At 65.6% G+C, this 17462-nt stretch carries 19 protein-coding genes; 18 read left to right on the forward strand and 1 reads right to left on the reverse strand.

Annotated features, from left to right (window positions below):
* Nucleotides 1-27 precede the first annotated feature (27 nt).
* The 9 genes from ribE to MJ606_RS16420 all read left to right on the forward strand — a co-directional run bounded on the left by ribE (nucleotide 28) and on the right by MJ606_RS16420 (nucleotide 6555).
* A complete protein-coding gene (gene ribE / locus MJ606_RS16380) occupies nucleotides 28-495 on the forward strand; it encodes a 6,7-dimethyl-8-ribityllumazine synthase (protein ID WP_304529402.1) in 468 nt (155 codons plus the stop codon).
* Nucleotides 495-941, forward strand: a complete 447-nt coding sequence (gene nusB, locus MJ606_RS16385; RefSeq protein WP_243050624.1) for a transcription antitermination factor NusB — start codon at nucleotides 495-497, stop codon at nucleotides 939-941. The genes ribE and nusB overlap by 1 nt, the downstream gene beginning before the upstream one ends.
* A complete protein-coding gene (locus MJ606_RS16390; protein WP_243050625.1) occupies nucleotides 941-1486 on the forward strand; it encodes a GNAT family N-acetyltransferase in 546 nt (181 codons plus the stop codon). The genes nusB and MJ606_RS16390 overlap by 1 nt, the downstream gene beginning before the upstream one ends.
* Nucleotides 1487-1527: 41 nt before the next feature.
* Nucleotides 1528-2505 carry a thiamine-phosphate kinase gene (gene thiL / locus MJ606_RS16395; RefSeq protein WP_243050626.1) on the forward strand — a complete coding sequence of 326 codons (978 nt, stop codon included), beginning with the start codon at nucleotides 1528-1530 and terminating at the stop codon, nucleotides 2503-2505.
* Complete coding sequence (locus tag MJ606_RS16400; protein ID WP_243050627.1) at nucleotides 2502-3002, forward strand: phosphatidylglycerophosphatase A; 501 nt, start codon at nucleotides 2502-2504, stop codon at nucleotides 3000-3002. The genes thiL and MJ606_RS16400 overlap by 4 nt, the downstream gene beginning before the upstream one ends.
* Before the next feature lie 122 nt (nucleotides 3003-3124).
* Nucleotides 3125-4285, forward strand: a complete 1161-nt coding sequence (locus MJ606_RS16405) for an acyltransferase (protein ID WP_243050628.1) — start codon at nucleotides 3125-3127, stop codon at nucleotides 4283-4285.
* A gap of 77 nt (nucleotides 4286-4362) precedes the next feature.
* Nucleotides 4363-4935, forward strand: coding sequence for a hypothetical protein (locus MJ606_RS16410; protein WP_243050629.1), 573 nt, complete (start codon nucleotides 4363-4365; stop codon nucleotides 4933-4935).
* Nucleotides 4936-5190: 255 nt separating this feature from the next.
* Nucleotides 5191-5847 carry a DUF1045 domain-containing protein gene (locus MJ606_RS16415; RefSeq protein WP_243050630.1) on the forward strand — a complete coding sequence of 219 codons (657 nt, stop codon included), beginning with the start codon at nucleotides 5191-5193 and terminating at the stop codon, nucleotides 5845-5847.
* Between the two features lie 246 nt (nucleotides 5848-6093).
* On the forward strand, nucleotides 6094-6555 hold the full coding sequence (locus tag MJ606_RS16420; protein WP_243050631.1) for a hypothetical protein: 462 nt from the start codon (nucleotides 6094-6096) through the stop codon (nucleotides 6553-6555).
* 74 nt (nucleotides 6556-6629) lie between these two features.
* On the opposite strand, the gene MJ606_RS16425 is transcribed toward MJ606_RS16420, so the two are convergent.
* Nucleotides 6630-7646, reverse strand: a complete 1017-nt coding sequence (locus tag MJ606_RS16425; protein ID WP_243050632.1) for an NAD(P)-dependent alcohol dehydrogenase — start codon at nucleotides 7644-7646, stop codon at nucleotides 6630-6632.
* Nucleotides 7647-7797: 151 nt separating this feature from the next.
* Between MJ606_RS16425 and MJ606_RS16430 the strand changes: the two genes are divergently transcribed.
* The 9 genes from MJ606_RS16430 to MJ606_RS16470 all read left to right on the forward strand — a co-directional run bounded on the left by MJ606_RS16430 (nucleotide 7798) and on the right by MJ606_RS16470 (nucleotide 17462).
* The gene (locus MJ606_RS16430; protein WP_243050633.1) at nucleotides 7798-8766 is read left to right on the forward strand and encodes an aldo/keto reductase; all 969 of its coding nucleotides are present in this window, start codon (nucleotides 7798-7800) and stop codon (nucleotides 8764-8766) included.
* Between the two features lie 268 nt (nucleotides 8767-9034).
* Complete coding sequence (locus tag MJ606_RS16435) at nucleotides 9035-9196, forward strand: hemin uptake protein HemP (RefSeq protein WP_243050731.1); 162 nt, start codon at nucleotides 9035-9037, stop codon at nucleotides 9194-9196.
* A gap of 137 nt (nucleotides 9197-9333) precedes the next feature.
* Nucleotides 9334-9918: a hypothetical protein gene (locus MJ606_RS16440; RefSeq protein ID WP_243050634.1), complete on the forward strand. Its 585-nt coding sequence runs from the start codon at nucleotides 9334-9336 to the stop codon at nucleotides 9916-9918.
* Between the two features lie 173 nt (nucleotides 9919-10091).
* Nucleotides 10092-11363: an efflux RND transporter periplasmic adaptor subunit gene (locus MJ606_RS16445; RefSeq protein WP_243050635.1), complete on the forward strand. Its 1272-nt coding sequence runs from the start codon at nucleotides 10092-10094 to the stop codon at nucleotides 11361-11363.
* A 129-nt stretch (nucleotides 11364-11492) separates the two neighbouring features.
* On the forward strand, nucleotides 11493-12215 hold the full coding sequence (locus tag MJ606_RS16450; RefSeq protein WP_243050636.1) for an ABC transporter ATP-binding protein: 723 nt from the start codon (nucleotides 11493-11495) through the stop codon (nucleotides 12213-12215).
* A gap of 65 nt (nucleotides 12216-12280) precedes the next feature.
* Nucleotides 12281-13594 carry an ABC transporter permease gene (locus MJ606_RS16455; RefSeq protein WP_243050732.1) on the forward strand — a complete coding sequence of 438 codons (1314 nt, stop codon included), beginning with the start codon at nucleotides 12281-12283 and terminating at the stop codon, nucleotides 13592-13594.
* Nucleotides 13595-13604: 10 nt separating this feature from the next.
* Complete coding sequence (locus MJ606_RS16460) at nucleotides 13605-14837, forward strand: FtsX-like permease family protein (RefSeq protein ID WP_243050637.1); 1233 nt, start codon at nucleotides 13605-13607, stop codon at nucleotides 14835-14837.
* A 66-nt stretch (nucleotides 14838-14903) separates the two neighbouring features.
* Nucleotides 14904-16217 (forward strand): ABC transporter permease, encoded by a 1314-nt coding sequence (locus MJ606_RS16465; protein ID WP_243050733.1) that lies wholly within the window; start codon nucleotides 14904-14906, stop codon nucleotides 16215-16217.
* 15 nt (nucleotides 16218-16232) lie between these two features.
* Nucleotides 16233-17462, forward strand: a complete 1230-nt coding sequence (locus tag MJ606_RS16470) for an FtsX-like permease family protein (RefSeq protein WP_243050638.1) — start codon at nucleotides 16233-16235, stop codon at nucleotides 17460-17462.

The raw sequence follows: 17462 nt of genomic DNA on the forward strand, positions 1-17462 counted from the left end.
ATGGGCCACCAAGCCCTCAGGAAGCGCATACCCATGAAGATCATCGAAGGCGATTTCGCCACGCCCAAAGGCCGTTTTGCCATTGTCGCCGGCCGTTTCAACGGTTTCGTCGTCGAGCCCCTGGTGGCCGGCGCGCGCGACGTGCTGGTGCGCCATGGCGTGAAGGACGACGCGATCGAGCTGATCCGCGTGCCAGGCGCGTGGGAAATCGCGCTGGCCGCGCACAAGGTGGCCAACTCCGGCAAGTACGCGGCGGTGATCGCGCTGGGCGCGGTGATCCGCGGTTCCACCCCGCATTTCGACTACGTGGCCGGCGAGTGCGCCAAGGGCCTGGCCCAGGCGGCGTATGCCTCCGGCGTGCCGGTGGCGTTCGGGGTGCTCACCACCGACAACATCGAGCAGGCCATCGAGCGTTCCGGCACCAAGGCCGGCAACAAGGGCGCCGACGCGGCGCTGGCCGCGCTCGAGATGGTCAACCTGTACGGAAAGCTGTGATGAGCCAGCGTCCGGAAGGCATCGATCTGGCCGCACGCTCGCGTGCCCGCCGCCGCGCGCTGCAGGCGTTGTACGCCTGGCAGCTCAGCGGCAGCCACATGAACGCGGTGATCGACCAGTTCCGCCACGAGCAGGACATGGAAGTGGCCGACCTGGAGTACTTCGAGGATCTGCTGCACGGCGTGGAAAAGCACATCGACGCCATCGACGAGAGCCTCAAGCCCTACGTGGACCGCGAGGTCGGCCAGATCGACCCGATCGAGCGCGCCGCGCTGCGCCTGGCCGCGTATGAGCTGAAGTACCGCCCGGACGTGCCGTACCGCGTGATCATCAACGAGGCCATCGAAGTCACCAAGCGCTTCGGTGCCGATCACGGCCACAGCTACGTCAACGGTGTGTTGGACAAGCTGGCCGGCGTGCTGCGCGCGCCCGAAAAGCGCAGCTGATGGAACGGGCCAGGGAAGGGCAGTACGAAGGCGCGGTGCCGGTGCTGGAAACCGCGCGACTGCGCCTGCGCGCGCATCGCGTCGAGGATCACGATGCACGTGCGGCCATCTGGTCCGACCCTGAAGTTACCCGTTTTATTGGTGGCCGCCCGCTTACCGGCGAGGAAGTGTGGCGCCGCCTGCTGCAGTACATCGGCCTGTGGAATGTGCTGGGCTACGGCTACTGGGCGGTGGAGGAAAAGGCCACCGGCCGCTATATCGGTGATATCGGCTTTGCCGACTTCCATCGCGACATGCAGCCCTCGCTGGCAGGCATGCTGGAGTTCGGCTGGGTGCTGGCGCCCCACGCCCACGGCAAGGGCTATGCGAGCGAAGCGGTGGCCGCCGCCATCGCCTGGGGCGGGCAGCACTTCGGTGCGTTGCGCGCCGTGTGCATCATTGCCCCGGACAACCGGCCGTCGATCCGCGTGGCGGAGAAGGCCGGCTTCAAGCTGTGGCAGGAAACCACCTATCACGATGCTCCCACCCTGGTCTTCAGCCGCTAGTGTCCCCGGCTGGGCCTTCTGATCCGCACAGGTCGCAAGCCATGGAATTTAGCCTGATCGACCGCATCCGCGAGCGCACCGCGCAAGGCCGCGACGATGTGCGCCTGGGCATCGGCGACGACGCCGCCGTGGTGGCGCCGCCGGCGGGGCAGGAGCTGGCCATCGCCATCGACACCCTGGTCGAGGGCGTGCATTTTCCGCACGGCACCGCGCCGGCCGATATCGGCTGGAAGTCGCTGGCGGTCAACCTTTCCGACCTGGCGGCGATGGGCGCCAGCCCCGCCTGGGCGCTGTTGGCGCTCACCTTGCCGCCGCAATCGCGCGAACAGCTGCAGGCGTTCATCGACGGCTTTGCCGAAGGCTTCGCGCAGCTGGCCCAGCCGCACCGGCTGGCGCTGATCGGCGGCGACACCACGCACGGCGCGCTTGCCGTCAGCGTCGCCGTGCATGGCTTCGTGCCGCCGGACCAGGCGCTGACCCGTGCGGGTGCGCGGGTGGGTGACGTGGTGCTGGTCACCGGCACCCTGGGCGATGCCGCCGCCGGGTTGCAGCTGCTGCAGCATGGCGCGCGTGTCGGCGAGGGCGATGGGCGCGCCGCTTACCTGATCGAACGCCTCAACCGCCCCACGCCCCGGCTGGCGGCGGGGCTGGCCCTGCGCGAGCGCGCCACTGCCTGCATCGATGTTTCCGATGGCCTGCTGGCCGACCTCGGTCATATCTGCGAAGCCAGCGGCTTGGGCGCGGAAATCGATGCGCCGCTGTTGCCGCGCTCATCCATGTTGCTGGGCGCCTTCGACGACGTCACCGCGCGCGATTTCGCGCTGGCCGGCGGCGACGATTACGAACTGTGCTTCACCGTGCCGCCATCGCTGGTGGCCGAGGTGCAGGCCGATCTTGCGCGCATGGGCTGCGGCGCCACGCGCATCGGCCGCATGGTGGAAGGCTACGGTGTACGCGTGCGCGACGAGCGGGGACAATGGCTGGAAGCGACGCATCGCGGCTGGGACCATTTCGCATGAGCGACAAGACCACACTCTCACCGGAACAGCGGCGCCTGCTGCTGGCCACGCCGGCCGGGTGGCTGGCCTGCGGTTTCGGCTCGGGCCTGGCGCCGGCGGCGCAGGGCACGTTCGGATCGCTGGCCGCCGTGCTGCCCTGGCTGCTGCTGCGCACGCTGCCGTTGCAACTCTACGTATTCACCCTGCTGGTGGCGTTTTCCATCGGCGTGTGGGCCTGCGGTATCGCGGGCCGTGCGCTGGGCGTGGACGATCATCGCAGCATCGTGTGGGACGAATTCGTAGGCCTGTGGATTGCCCTCATCCCCGCGCTGCTGGCGCCGTGGTGGGCCGTGGCGGCGGGCTTTTGCCTGTTCCGCCTGTTCGACGTCTGGAAGCCCTGGCCGATCGGCTGGCTGGATCGCCGGCTCAAGGGTGGCCTGGGCGTGATGGTGGACGACGTGGTGGCCGGCGTGTTCGCGGCCATCGTGCTGGCGGTGCTGCTGGCCCTGTTGCGCTGACCCGGGGCAGGCATCGTCGCGATGCCTGCCGGCGCCGGCGACGCTATAGTGCCATCCTTTTGCTTCGATCAGCGCGTGGGTTTTTGCATGGGCAAACTCATGCGACACCAAGGGGAAAATGGATGAGCCGCTTGCCTGGCCTGGATCTGCTGCGCGCGATTGCGATCGTGTGGGTGATGATTTTTCACTCCTACATTATCGGTGGCTGGGGCCATTTCGGCGGCATGGACAAGCCGGGCTGGATGGGCGTGGACCTGTTCTTCGTGCTCAGCGGTTACCTGATCGGCTCACAGGTGCTCCGGCCGTTGGCGGAAGGGCGGCGTTTCTCGTTCGCCGATTTCTACCTGCGCCGCGCCTTCCGCATCCTGCCGGTGTACCTGCTGGTGGTGGGCGCCTATTTCCTATGGCCGTCCATTCGCGAATACCCCGGCATCCAGCCGCTATGGCAGTTCTGCACCTTCACGGTGAACCTGCTGATCGACGTGGAACACAACCTGGCGTTCTCGCACGTGTGGTCGCTGTGCGTGGAGGAGCATTTCTACCTGCTGTTTCCCTTGCTGGCGTGGTGGCTGACCCGCCGCCCCTCGCTGGCCAGATGCGTCGCCGCAGGCGTTGCCGTGCTGGCTTTCGGCCTGCTGGTGCGCGGCTACGTTTGGCTGCACTACATGGCGCCGTTCAAGGATGTTGACCAAAATTCCTATGGAAAGTACTTCCTTGAAGGCATTTACTACCCCACATGGTCGCGTTTGGACGGCCTGCTGACCGGCGTGATGCTGGCGGCGATCAGGACGTACCGGCCCACGTGGTGGGCGCGCTGGGCCCTGCACGCCGACCGCATCCTGCTGGCGGGGCTGGCCGTGGTGGGCCTGTCGATCTGGTTTTTCCAGGACCGTACTGGCTTTCTGCCCACCCTGCTGGGCTACCCGCTGCTGTCGTTCGGCATGGGGCTGGTGGTGTTTGCGGGTGCCAACGCAACCTGTGTGCTGGCCCGGTTGCGGGTGCCGGGCGCCAGCTGGCTGGCGCTGGCTTCCTACAGCTTGTACCTGTCACACAAAGCGGTGTTTCATTGGGTGGAATCCAGCGTGGGGGCGAAGCTGGACGGCCACGGTGTACTGACCTTTGCCGGCTATGCAGGGGCGGTGCTGTTGGTCGGCGCGCTGTTGCATCATGGCGTGGAGCGCCCCTTCCTGCGGCTGCGTGAGCGCTATTTGAACTGGTTGCGCGCACGCCGGTCGAACCCGGAAGCTGGCGTCGTGCCGAGTGCCAGCGCCGGGGTGAACTGAGGGTATCGGCAGCAGGGTCGCGCGGCGCGACCCAGGGGGCTCAAGGCTTTCGATTTACTCCAACAGGGGGAGGTGTTATGCGCAGGCTTATCAAAGCAGCATGTCTGCTGGCGCTGCTGATTGCGCCGTTGGCAGCGTCGGCGGCCGGTACGATGCCGTCGGGACCTTGCAGGCTGATCGATCCATCGACCTGCCCCAACACCAGCGAGTTGATGCGCTCCACGGGTTTCGTGCAGGCGCTGGGGCATTTTGCGGAAGGCGTGAAGGCGAGCTACTTCAAGGCGAATCGCTCGCTGAGCGAGCAGGCCGCATCCGCCCTGGGTGGCCAGTCGGACCATGTGGTGGTGCTGGACGGCAAGCGCTACCTGTTCTCTGGCTGTCCGTCCCATGATTGCAGGGGCAATGCGGCGGCCGTGATCCTCAACGAGTACGGCCAGATCGAAGCGGTGGGCATCTCCAGCTTTCATTGCGATGTCCAGTGCGACGATGCGCGGCATCTGGACTTCTATATCAAGACGGACGCCCAGGACGACACCGTGCTTGCCGCGCTGAAAACATGGGGTACCAGCGACACCATTCGCAATGGGCTGTTTCATCCGGAGTCGGATGACGGCATTGCGGGGCGAATGGATGTCCATTTGATTCCCTAGCCCGGCATCGTTGGTACGGGGCCGGCGCGCCGGGTAAATGGAGGGCGCGGCGCCCGGCTTCCTCGTCTTGTCACAAAGGTCTAGTTATCTAGACGGACCGGGCGCGATGCCCCGGTGCGGCAGGTGCCAACTGTGGAACCTGTCGCTGTCACGACGGTGAGGGCTGGGTGGACCAGGTGGCATGAGTCGGGGGGAGCAAGGACATGGTGTGTCGAGCAGCAGCGGTGCGCGCGGCGTGCCAGTGGCTGACCGCTGATGCGCTACGCGGTCTACTTCTGTCCGGCGCCGGCCAGTGCCCTGGCCGCACTGGGGCGCGATTGGCTGGACGCCGCGCTGGCGCCCGCGGGTATTCTCGGCATTCGGAATGCCTTGCTGGCTGACGTGCGCCGCTATGGCTGGCATGCCACCTTGCGTTCGCCGTTCACGCTCGGCCCTGGCAGCGAGCTGGGCGATCTGCGGCGCGCGCTGGCCGCGGTGGCGCAAAGGCATGCGCCCATGAATATCGCGCTGCGCCTTGGCCGCCTGGGCGGGTTTCTCGCCTTGCGGCCAACGGCCGAATGCGCCGCCGTCCATGCCTTGGCAGCCGCCTGCACCGAGGCTATCGAACCGCTGCGCGCGCCATTGGCCGAACCCGAATTCCAGCGTCGCGCCGGCGGGCTCGACGCCATCGAAACCCTTTACCTCCAACGTTACGGATACCCCTACGTGTTCGATCGCTATCGGTTTCATATGACGTTATCCGCTCCGGCCACGGTCGAGGAAGAGCGAGCGCTGCAGCGCTGGCTGGCGATGCGTGCCGCCATGCTGCCCGCTGCGCGCATCGATGCGCTGACCCTCTGCGTCGAGCGATCGCCGGGATCGGCGTTCGAGCCGCTGGAGCGCATCGCCTTGCACAGGGCATCGGTTGCATGACGGCCGGCCGCCTGTACTACGTGATGGGTTCACCTGGTGCGGGGAAGAATGGCGTGCCCGGCTGGCTACGCGACAACGGCCTGTCCCGTGGCGGCGCGCAGCGAGTGGCTGTGCGCCGGAATGCGGAAGCCGTTGCATCGACGCGCATTGGCCTTCCAAACGGCGTTGGCCTCTGTGCTTCGAAGCAAGGAAAGCGCAAGCGATGCTGCGGATAATGCCGGCTCATCCCAAACGCGAGAGGGTCGCATGAAATTGCTGTTCAAGCGCATGATGTTGACGGCTGGACTGGGGGTGTTGCTGCCGTTGTCGGCGCACGCCGATCTGCCGGGCAATCACCCCGCTTACCTGCATGCGCTGTCGGATCTCCGCGCCGCACGCTGGATGCTTGAGCATCGGCCCGGCGATGCGGCCATCAGCAGCCACGAAGACGTCGCCATCAGCGAGATCGATCATGCCATCGATGAGATCAAGCGCGCATCGATCGACGACGGCAAGGACCTGAACGATCACCCGCCAATCACCCGTCCGCTGGACCAGCCCGGTCGCCTGCATGCGGCGCTCGATCTGCTCGGCCAAGTCCACCACGATATCGATCGCGAAGAGGACGATCCGCAGGCAAGGGAATTGAAGCATCGCGCCATCGCACACGTCGATGAAGCCGCGCATGCGGTGGAGAGTGCGATCAACGATGCGCGCTATCAGCGCTGATCGCCGCCCGGGCTAACGGATAAGGAAGCGGGACATCGGCCAGCGCATGCGTGGCCGATGTTCATCCGGACAGCTCAGTTGCGGTTTGCTTCCAGCACGATGCGGTAGCGCGCCTTGCCGTCGGCAAGATGCTTGAGTGCCTCGTTGACCTGGTTCATCGGAAACATCTCCACCTGCGGCCGCACATCGTGGCGGGTGGCGAAGTCCAGCAGCGTGGCGATATCGACCGGCGAGCCGGTGGGCGAGCCGGAGATGTCGCGTTCGGCGCCAATCAGCGCAAACGCCGGCACCGGAATCGGTTCCAGGACCGCACCCACCACATGCATGCGACCGCGCGGCGCAAGCGTGCCGATCAACGCGTTCCAGTCCAACGGTACGTTGACGGTAACCAGCAGCAGGTCGAGCGAGCCGGCGATGGCGCCGATGGCCTTGGCATCACGGCTGGCCACCACATGGTGGGCACCGAAGCCGCGCGCCTCATCGGCCTTGGCCGCGTTGGAAGTGAAGGCGGTGACCTCGCAGCCCCACGCCCTGGCGAGCTTTACCGCCATATGGCCCAGGCCGCCGATGCCGACCACGCCCACGCGCGCGGTGGGGCTGATGTCGTAGGCCAGGAACGGCTTGAGCACCGTGATGCCACCGCAGAGCAGGGGGCCGGCGCTGGGCAGGTCGATCCCCTCGGGCAGCGGAATGGTCCAGGCCCAGTGCGCGCGTACCTTGTCGGCAAAGCCACCATGGTGGCCACCGATGGTCGCCTCGAGCTGGTTGCACAGGTTCTGGTGGCCCGAAAGGCACTGGCGACAGTGCATGCAACTGGAGGCGCTCCAGCCGATACCCACGCGCTGGCCCAGCTTGAGCCCCTTGGCCTGCGCTCCCAGCGCCGTCACCTTGCCGATCACCTCGTGTCCCGGCACGAACGGGTAGCGCGAAAAGCCCCATTCGTTGTTGATCATGGAGAGATCCGAGTGGCAGATGCCGCAGTAGTCCACGGTCACTTCCACTTCTTCGGGGCCGAGCGGCCCGAGATCGAATGCCGTGAGCACCAGCGGTTTGCCCGCCTCCTGCACGGCCCAGCCCTGCATGTGTGACATGACTTCGCTCCACGGGTGATGGGAATGCATGCGTCGACGACGTAGCGTAGCGGGTGCGGTGTCGGTGCCACGTAAAGGCGCGCGGCGATGGACGCGGGGCGCATGCTCTTGGCATGCTGCTCCACCCCCTCGAAGAAACCGGAGCGAAGCCATGCAATATCGACGCCTTGGAAAATCCGGCCTGCAACTGTCTGCGCTGTCGTTCGGCGCCTGGGTCACCTTCGGCACACAGGTAGGCCGCTCACTCGCGCGCGACCTGCTGGCGATGGCGCATGACCACGGCATCAACTTCTTCGACAACGCCGAAACCTACAACAACGGCGTGGCCGAAACGCTGATGGGCGATGTGCTGGCCGATCTGCGTTTCCCGCGCGACAGCTATTGCGTATCGAGCAAGGTGTTTTTCGGCGCGGTGGACAACCCCTTGCCGACGCAGCACGGTTTGTCGCGCAAGCACGTGATCGAGGCCTGCCATCAGGCGCTGCAGCGTCTTCGCGTTGAACATCTGGACCTGTACTTCTGCCATCGCCCCGATCCGGATACGCCGATTGTGGAAACGGTGGCCGCGATGGATACCCTCGTGCGGCAAGGCAAGGTGCTTTATTGGGGTACCAGCGAATGGCCGGCCGAGGCCATCATCGAAGCCCATCGCGTGGCACGCGAAAATTACCTGTATGCACCGGTGATGGAGCAGCCGCAGTACAACCTGCTGCATCGCGAGCGGGTGGAGCAGGAATACGCGCCGCTGTACGACGCCTATGGCATGGGCACCACCATCTGGTCGCCACTGGCATCGGGTTTGCTGAGCGGCAAGTACAACAACGGCGTACCCGCCGACGCGCGTCTGGCGCAGCCCGGTTATGAGTGGCTGCGCGAGGCCATCCTGGAACATGGCGGCGACCGCATCGAAAAAGTGCGGCGACTCGTGCCGATCGCCACGGAACTCGGCGTGTCGATGGCACAGCTGGCGATCGCCTGGTGCCTGGTCAATCCGCATGTCTCCACGGTGATGCTGGGGGCAAGCAAGCTGGAGCAGTTGGAGCAGAATCTGGCGGCGCTGGATGTGGTGGCGAAGTTGGATGCGGGGGTGTTGGGGAGAATTGGGGAGATCGTGGGGTGAGGTGCTTGTCATCCCTTGGCTCGTTATCCCCGTGAAGGGGGCCGGGGACTTTTGCTTTTGTTGGCGTGGTCGCCAGGCCGGCCCAGTCATCCAACGTATGCAGGAAAACCCTCATCCAGAGACGAGAAGGGCAATAGGCCACCGATGGTTGACACTCAAATGAGAATCATTATCATCCATTTGTCACTACCGACCGTGGAGCGCCACCATGACAACGAGCGTCCTGTCCCTGCCTCTGGGTGCCGAAGCGCCCGCCCGCTCTTTCCGCATGCTTAGCCTGAAACAGGCGTTGACGCCTGATGCACCGACTGTCCGGCGTATTTCCAGCCAACTGCTGCTGAAGGGCGAGCGCGAGTTGGTGATCCAGCATGAAGGCAGCGAGTACCACCTGCGGCTCACCCGCAACGACAAGCTGATCCTTACCAAGTAACACCCCCGATGGACGGCTTCATGGGCAAGGATGCCCCCTCCCATGTCCGGCCTGCGGGCCGGGCCCCTTTCAAGGCCTATCGCCACGCCGTTCCTACGGAACGCCAGCCGGGTCGCCTCTCAGCTAGGAGAATGACGATGCTCGGCTGGCTCGCCCATGCCTTCGCCTCGACCCGGCCAGCCCGCGATACGGCTGGCTGCTCCATCAGTCGCTGTTCGGTGCCGATGACCGGCCCCGAACTGGCGTCTCGCCTGCCAATGCTGGGCAGCGTGCTGTATCTGCCGGCACGTTCACCAGCGCCTCTCGATCCGCCCCTGCCACCCGGTTGGCTGGTGGCGCGGCGCGAACTGGCCGGCTTGCTGCATACGCATGAACTGGTGGTGGCCAGCATGATCGGCGCCGATGGCCCGCGCGAGTGGATCGACTGCCTGGATGCCAGCGGCCACTTTTGCGCGCGGCTGCATTTGCTGCCCGATACCGATTATCTCGCCTGGGACGCCTTGCTCGCGCAGGGCCGCGCGCTGCCGGCGGCGCCGGTGCAGTCGGGGCGCCTGGCCTGCCGTGCGGCCCGCGCCGAACTGCTGTGCTTTGCTACCCGCCGGCTGGGCGGGCTCGACCTGCTCGAAGCCACGCCGCTGGGGCATCTCTCGGCGGTGGGCTGCGGCATTGCCCGCGAGGCGGCCCGCGCGGCCGCGGTCGAGCTGGAGCCCTTTCCGGGCTGAGCTGTCCGGACGCTTGTCCGTCTGTCCGTGAGGGTGTCCGCGGACAGTGCACCGATCTTGGGTGAAGGCGATAAGCATCTGAAAACAAGGCAATAAATCATCGATTCCGGGTTGGCACGCGGCTTGCTGACAAGGACCCAGGGGCCGCGCTGTCCGCGGCCAGGGACACATCGATGATTCGCGACACCTCTGCTCAAGACCGCCTGGTCGAGGTCAAACCCAATCGCAAACGCCGCCTGCTATGGATCGGCAGCGGCGTCGCCGTGCTCGCACTGCTTGCGCTGTTTGGTCCGCGCATCGGCAGGCTGTTTTCGGCGGATGCCTCGGTGAGCAGCTCGCGGCTGGCGTTCGCCACGGTGGAGCGCGGGCCGTTCGTTCGCGATATCGCGGCCGAGGGCAAGGTGGTGGCGGCGGTCAGTCCCACCTTGTACGCCACGTACGGCGGCGCGGTGACGCTGAAGGTGCATGCGGGCGACGCGGTGAAGAAGAACCAGGTGCTCGCCGTTATCGATAGTCCCGAGCTGACCAACAAGCTCGCCCAGGAACAGAGTGCCGCCGACGCCATGCAGGTGGACTACCTGCGCGCGCAGATCGACGCCAGCAAGACCCGCGGCGAGTTGCAGAAGGCCTACGACAGCGCGCAAATCGACGAGCAGGGCGCCGAGCGCGACCTGGCGCGCTACCAGAAGGCGTTCGCCCAGGGCGCGGTGCCCAGCATGAATGTGGACAAGTCCAAGGACGAACTGGAAAAGGCCCGCATCACCCTGGTGCACGCCAAGGCTGACCTGGCCACCAACTCCGACAGCCTCAGCTTCGACATCCAGTCCAAGAAGCTCGCGCACGATCGCCAGTTGCTGCTGGTGAAGGACCTGCAGCGCCAGGTGGACGACCTCAACGTGAAATCGCCGGTGGATGGCCAGGTCGGCCAGCTGTTCATCGCCGAGCGCGCCACCGTGGCCAAGGACGCCCAACTGCTCAGCGTCATCGACCTGTCCGCGCTGGAAGTGGAGATGAAGGTGCCGGAAAGCTTCGCGCGTGATCTGGGTATCGGCATGGCCGGCGAGATCAGCGGCAACGGCACCACCTGGAAGGGGCTGGTCAGCGCCATTTCGCCCGAAGTGGTGAATGGCGAAGTGGCCGCGCGTCTGCGCTTCGACGGCGCCACGCCCAAGCAACTGCGCCAGAACCAGCGCCTCTCGGTGCGCATCCTGCTCGACAAGCGCGACAACGTGCTCACCGTGCAGCGCGGTTCGTTCGTCGACGAATCCGGCGGCAGCTATGCCTACCTCGTCCACGACGGCGTGGCCGAGAAACACCCGATCCGCGTGGGTGCCAGCAGCATCGACAAGGTGGAGATTCTCGATGGCCTGAAGGAAGGCGACAACATCGTGATCTCCGGTACCGACAGCTTCAAGGGCGCCGCGCGCGTCGCCATCAGCAACTAGCGAATTCTCCCGCCCCTGCTGGCAGGGGCGGGCTGGGGTGGGGTTGGCCGCGCGGCACGCCTTCACCCCCTCCCAGCCTCCCCCTGCGCGCAGGGGGAGGGGTAAAGAAACCACCACGAGGAAGCACCCATGCTCAAGATGACCCACCTGTCCAAGGTCTACCGCACCGAAGTGGTGGAGACCTATGCATTGCGCGATTTCAACATCAACGTGAACGAAGGCGAGTTCGTGGCCGTGACCGGTCCGTCCGGTTCGGGCAAGACCACCTTCCTCACCATCGCCGGCCTGCTGGAAACCTTCACGGGCGGGCAGTACCACCTGGACGGCGTCGAGGTGAGCAACCTCAACGACAACGAGCGCTCGCGCATCCGCAACGAGAAGATCGGCTTCATCTTCCAGGCGTTCAACCTCATTCCCGACCTCAACGTGTTCGACAACGTCGAAGTGCCGCTGCGCTATCGCGGCATGAAGGCGGCCGAGCGCAAGGAGCGCATCATGAATGCGCTGGAGCGCGTGGGCCTGGCCTCGCGCGCCAAGCACTATCCGGCCGAACTCTCCGGCGGCCAGCAGCAGCGCGTGGCCATTGCCCGTGCCCTGGCCGGCTCGCCGCGCCTGCTGCTGGCGGACGAACCGACCGGCAACCTCGACACGCAGATGGCGCGCGGCGTGATGGAACTGCTGGAAGAGATCCACCGCGAGGGCGCCACCATCGTCATGGTGACGCACGATCCCGAGCTGGCGGCGCGCGCGCAGCGCAACGTGCACATCATCGACGGCCAGGTGGTGGATCTGGCGGAAGACCCGCGCTTCCACCATGCGGTGACGTCGGCGCGCGCCAACACCACGGCCTGATCCAGCCATGGCGACCTGTCTCCCGCCCTGGCGGGAGGTCGTCATCACCTTCTGAGCGAAACATGATGTTTGCCTATTACTTCCAGCTTGGCTTGCGCAGTCTTCGCAAGAATCCGTTGCTGACGGCGCTGATGGTGATGGCGATTGGCTGCGGCGTGGCCGCCTCCATGACGACCTACTCGGTGTTCCGCGCCACTTCCAATAATCCGATTCCCGGCAAGTCGTCCCAGCTGTACGTGCCGCTGATCGACAACTGGGGCCCGGAGGACGCCGCGCAGAACAAGGGCGAGCCGCCGGATGCGATGAGCTACACCGATGCGATGGCGCTGATGCGCGACCACCGCGCCAGGCGGCAGACGGCGCTGTACCCGGTGGCGCCGTCAGTGATCCCGGCCGACGCCAGCATGCTGCCGGTGCGCGAGAGCAGCTATGCGGTATACGCCGACGCATTCCCCATGTTCGACGTTCCCTTCCTCTATGGCGGTGGCTGGCAGGCGTCGGACGATGCGGCGCATGCGCCGGTGGTGGTGATTGGCCGTGCGCTCAACGACAAGCTTTTTCGCGGCGTCAACAGCGTGGGTCGCGAGATCAATCTCGATGGCCGCAACTACCGCATCACCGGCGTGATGGATACGTGGGACCCGCAGCCGTTGTTCTTCGATCCGGTCAACACCTCCGGCTTCGGCGATCCGGTGCAGCTGTTCATCCCGTTCACCCGCGCCATCGACCTGAAGATGGCCACCAATGGCAACAACAACTGCAACAAGCACTCGGGCGAGGGCTGGGATGCCTGGATTCGCTCGGACTGCGTGTGGATCGAGTATTGGGCGGAACTGCCCTCCGTCGCCGAGGCGAATGCCTTCCGCCAGTACCTGCATGGCTATGCCGCCGAGCAGCAGCGCAGCGGCCGTTTCACCTGGGCGCCCAACGTGCGCCTGTACGACGTGCCGCAATGGCTGGAACACGAAAAGGTGGTGCCGCAGGAAGCCAAGGTATCGCTGCTGGTGTCGCTGGGCTTCCTGCTGATCTGCCTGGTCAACACGGTGGGTTTGTTGCTGGCGAAGTTCATGCGCCGCGCCCCTGAAATTGGCGTGCGTCGTGCGCTGGGCGCCTCGCGCAAGGAGATCTACGCGCAATTCCTGATCGAGGCCGGCACGGTGGGCCTGGTCGGTGGCGTGGTCGGCCTGCTGCTGACCGGCGTGGGCGTGTTCGGGGTGACCCTGGTGTTCGATCCGGATATCGCGCGGCTGGCCACGCTCAATGGTTCGCTGATCGCCCTGACCTTGCTGGTCGCCGTGCTGGCGACGGTGCTGGCGGCGTTCTATCCCACCTGGCGGGCGGCGCAGGTGCAGCCGGCCTGGCAGCTGAAATCCAACTGAGGCGATGACCATGCTGCAGATCAAGCCCATTCTCGTTGCCCTCAAGCGCCACAAGGCCGGCACCCTTCTCATCGCCTTGCAGATCGCGCTGACCCTGGCCATCGTGTGCAATGCGTTGTTCATCATCCAGCAGCGTCTCGACCGCATCGCGCGCCCCACCGGGCTGGACGAAACCAACCTGCTCACCATCCAGAACCGCTGGGTGGGTGTGGACGACGAAAAGACCGGCTCGCTGGTGCGCGCCGATGTGCAGGCCATTCGAGAGCTGCCTGGGGTGGAGGATGCCATCTCCATCAACTCCTACCCACTGCGCGGTGGTGGCTGGTTGACTGGCGTGCGCACCAACCCGGATGCGAAGAAGTCCGAGACGCACACCACGCAGTATTTCGTCGACGACCACGCACTGGCGACCATGGGCGTGAAGCTCGTCGCCGGTCGCAATTTCCGCTCCGATGAAATCACCGAGATCGATCCCAAGGCGGTGGTGTCGGCGCCGCAGATCATCGTGACCAAGACCCTGGCCGACAAGCTGTTCCCCGATGGTTCGGCGCTGGGCAAGGTGGTGTATGTCGATGACGGCACCCAACCAAGCACCATCATCGGCATCGTCGAGCGCCTGGGGGGGCCGTGGAACAGCACTTGGTCGGACACCTTCCTGGACAACGCCGTGCTGGAGCCCTACCAGCTCACCGGTGGCGGCACTTCCTACATGATCCGCAGCAAGCCGGGCCAGCTGGCCGCCGTCACCAGGTCGGTGCCCGAGGCGCTGTACAAGCTCAACCGCATGCGCGTGATCCCGTCGGAACGCGGCGTGCGCACATATGACGTGGTGCGCTCGCAGGCCTACAAGAGTGACCGCGGCATGGCGATCCTGATGGGGGTGGTCTGCCTGGTGCTGCTGGGCATCACCGCCGCGGGCATCGTGGGCCTCACCAGTTTCTGGGTGGGCCAGCGTCGCAAGCAGATTGGCGTGCGGCGTGCGCTGGGGGCGACGCAGCGCGACATCCTCAGCTACTTCCTTACCGAGAACCTGCTGATCGGCATCGGCGGCGTGGTGGTTGGCGCGTTGCTGGCCATTGGCATGAACCTGTGGCTGGTGACGCAGTTCGAGATGGCGCGGCTCTCGCTGCTCTACGTGCTGGCCGGCGTGGTCGCGCTGTTGCTGCTGGGGCAGGGCGCAGTGCTCGCGCCGGCGATGCGCGCCTCGCGCGTGCCGCCGGTCGAGGCCACGCGGTCGGTGTAGGTCTTGTTGCGTGGTTCGGTTGGCCAAGGCGGATGCCTTGCATCGTTTGAGGTAGTCATGAGCGGTATGTTTATCCACAACCTGCAGTTGGGCATTTTCAGCCTGAGGCGCAATCCGTTGCTGACCGCGCTGATGATCATGTCGATCGGCTTCGGCGTGGCGGCATCGATGGTGACGTTCGCGGTGTTTCGCGTGGTATCGGGCGACCCGATTCCGCAGAAGTCGTCGCAATTGTTCGTGCCGCAGATCGACAACCGTGGCCCGCAATACAACCGCAACGGCGAGCCGCCGGGCGCGCTGAACTACACCGATGCCCTGGCGTTGATGCGCGCGCACAAGGCGGATCGCCAGACGCTGCTGTATCCGGTGAGCATGTCGGTGATGCCGGAAGAAGCGCACCGGATGCCGTTCAAGGCGGCGGGTTACGCGACGTATGGCGACTTCTTCACGATGTTCGACGTGCCGTTCCAGTATGGCAGCCCCTGGGGCGCCGCCGAGGATGCGTCGCGCGAGGCGGTGGTGGTGATCAGCCGCGACCTCAACCAGAAGCTGTTTGCCGGCGAGAACAGCGTAGGCCGCCGGATCACCCTGGACGACCGGCAATACCGCATCGCGGGCGTTACCGACCACTGGGACCCCAAGCCGCGCTTCTACGACATGTTCAACGGCAGGGCGTATGCCGAGCCCGCGCAGGTCTATATCCCGTTTACCTACGCGATGGACCAGCAGATCGAGACCTACGGCAACAACAACTGCGGCAGCGGCGGCAAGCGGGGCGATGACCGGGAGAGCTGGCTGCGCGGCGAGTGCGTATGGATCAGCCCCTGGGTGGAGCTCGACAGCGCATCGAAGGTGGAGGCTTATCGGCAGTTCCTCAACGGTTACGCGGAAGACCAGCGCCGCGCGGGCCGCTTCAGCTGGGCGCCGAACAATCGCTTGCGCGATGTCCACCAGTGGCTGGATTTCCAGCATGCAGTGCCGCCGGAAAGCCGTATTTCGCTCTCGCTGTCGGTGGGTTTCCTAGTGATCTGCCTGGTCAACACGATCGGCCTGTTGCTCGCCAAGTTCATGCGCCGTGCGCCGGAAATCGGCGTGCGTCGCGCGCTGGGCGCCTCGCGTGCCGACATCTATGGCCAGTTTCTGGTCGAGGCGGCCATGGTCGGCGTCGCCGGCGGCGTGCTCGGGCTGCTGCTGACCGGATTGGGCATGCTGGGCGTCGGCATGGTGTTCGAGCCACAGATCGCCCGCCTGGCGCATCTCGATCTGTCGCTGGTGGCGTTGACGCTGCTGGTGGCGATTGTCGCCACGGTGCTGGCGGCGTTCTATCCCACCTGGCGGGCGGCGCAAGTGCAGCCCGCCTGGCAGCTGAAATCCAACTGAGGCGAGCAGCGAACCGTGCAGATCAAGCCGATTCTTTCCGCGCTGCGCCGACACAAGGCGGGCACCTTCCTGATCGCGATGCAGATCGCGCTGACGCTGGCGATTGTCTGCAATGCGCTGTTCATCATCCAGCAGCGCATCGCGCATCTGTCGGAGCGCACGGGGATAGACGAACCCGACATTTTCGTTATCGAATGCGAATGGGTGGGATCGCCGACGTCGCAGCAGGCGGATGCCAGAATGCTGGAGGACTTGCGCGTGCTGCGCCAGCTGTCGAGCGTGCAGGACGCCACGCCGAGCAACTCCTACCCGCTGAACGGCGGCGGCTGGGACGACGGCATCAAGCTCAAGCCGGACCAGCTGCAGGACAGCTCGGGCACCACGGTCTATCTCGCCGACGACCACTTCATCGACACGCTTGGCCTTAAGCTGATCGCCGGGCGCAATTTCCGCCCGGAAGAAGTCGCCCGGATAGACATGCGTGACCGGCTGGCGGCGCCGCAGGTCATCGTGACCAAAGCGCTCGCCGACAAGCTGTTCCCCAACGGCGATGCGGTGGGCAAGACGATCTACCTGGCCGGCAACCCCACCACCATCCTGGGCGAGGTCGAATTGCTGCAGGCGCAGAGCATCGATCGCTGGGCGGCCGATTTCGCCTATCGCTCGGTCATTGTGCCCAGGCGTCTGGCCGCGTCGCTGGGCGGTTTCTATATCGTGCGGGCGCGCCCCGGGCAGCTGGATGCCGCCATGCGTGCGGCGCCCGCCGCGCTGTTCGAACACAACCCGCGCCGCGTCATCAACGAGCAGGATGGCGTGCTGAGCTTTGCGCAAGTGCGCGCCCGCGCATACGAACGCGATCGCGGCATGGCGATCCTGATGGGCGTGATTTGCGTCGCGCTGCTGGCGATTACCGCAGCGGGCATCGTCGGCCTCACCAGCTTCTGGGTCGGCCAGCGACGCAAGCAGATCGGCGTGCGTCGCGCGCTGGGCGCGACGCAGCGCGACATCCTCGGCTATTTCATGACCGAGAACCTGCTGATCAGCTTGGGCGGCGTGCTGGTGGGCGTGTTGCTGGCGATCGCGATCAACCTGTGGCTGGTCACGCGCTTCGAGATGAGCCGGCTTTCGATGGCCTATGTGCTGGTGGGAGTGGCGATCCTGCTGTTGTTGGGGCAAGGCGCCGTGCTGGCGCCCGCGTTGCGCGCTTCGCGCGTGCCGCCGGTGGAAGCCACGCGATCGGTTTGA

The organism is Dyella sp. RRB7 (assembly GCF_022761115.1).
Lineage (GTDB): Bacteria > Pseudomonadota > Gammaproteobacteria > Xanthomonadales > Rhodanobacteraceae > Dyella.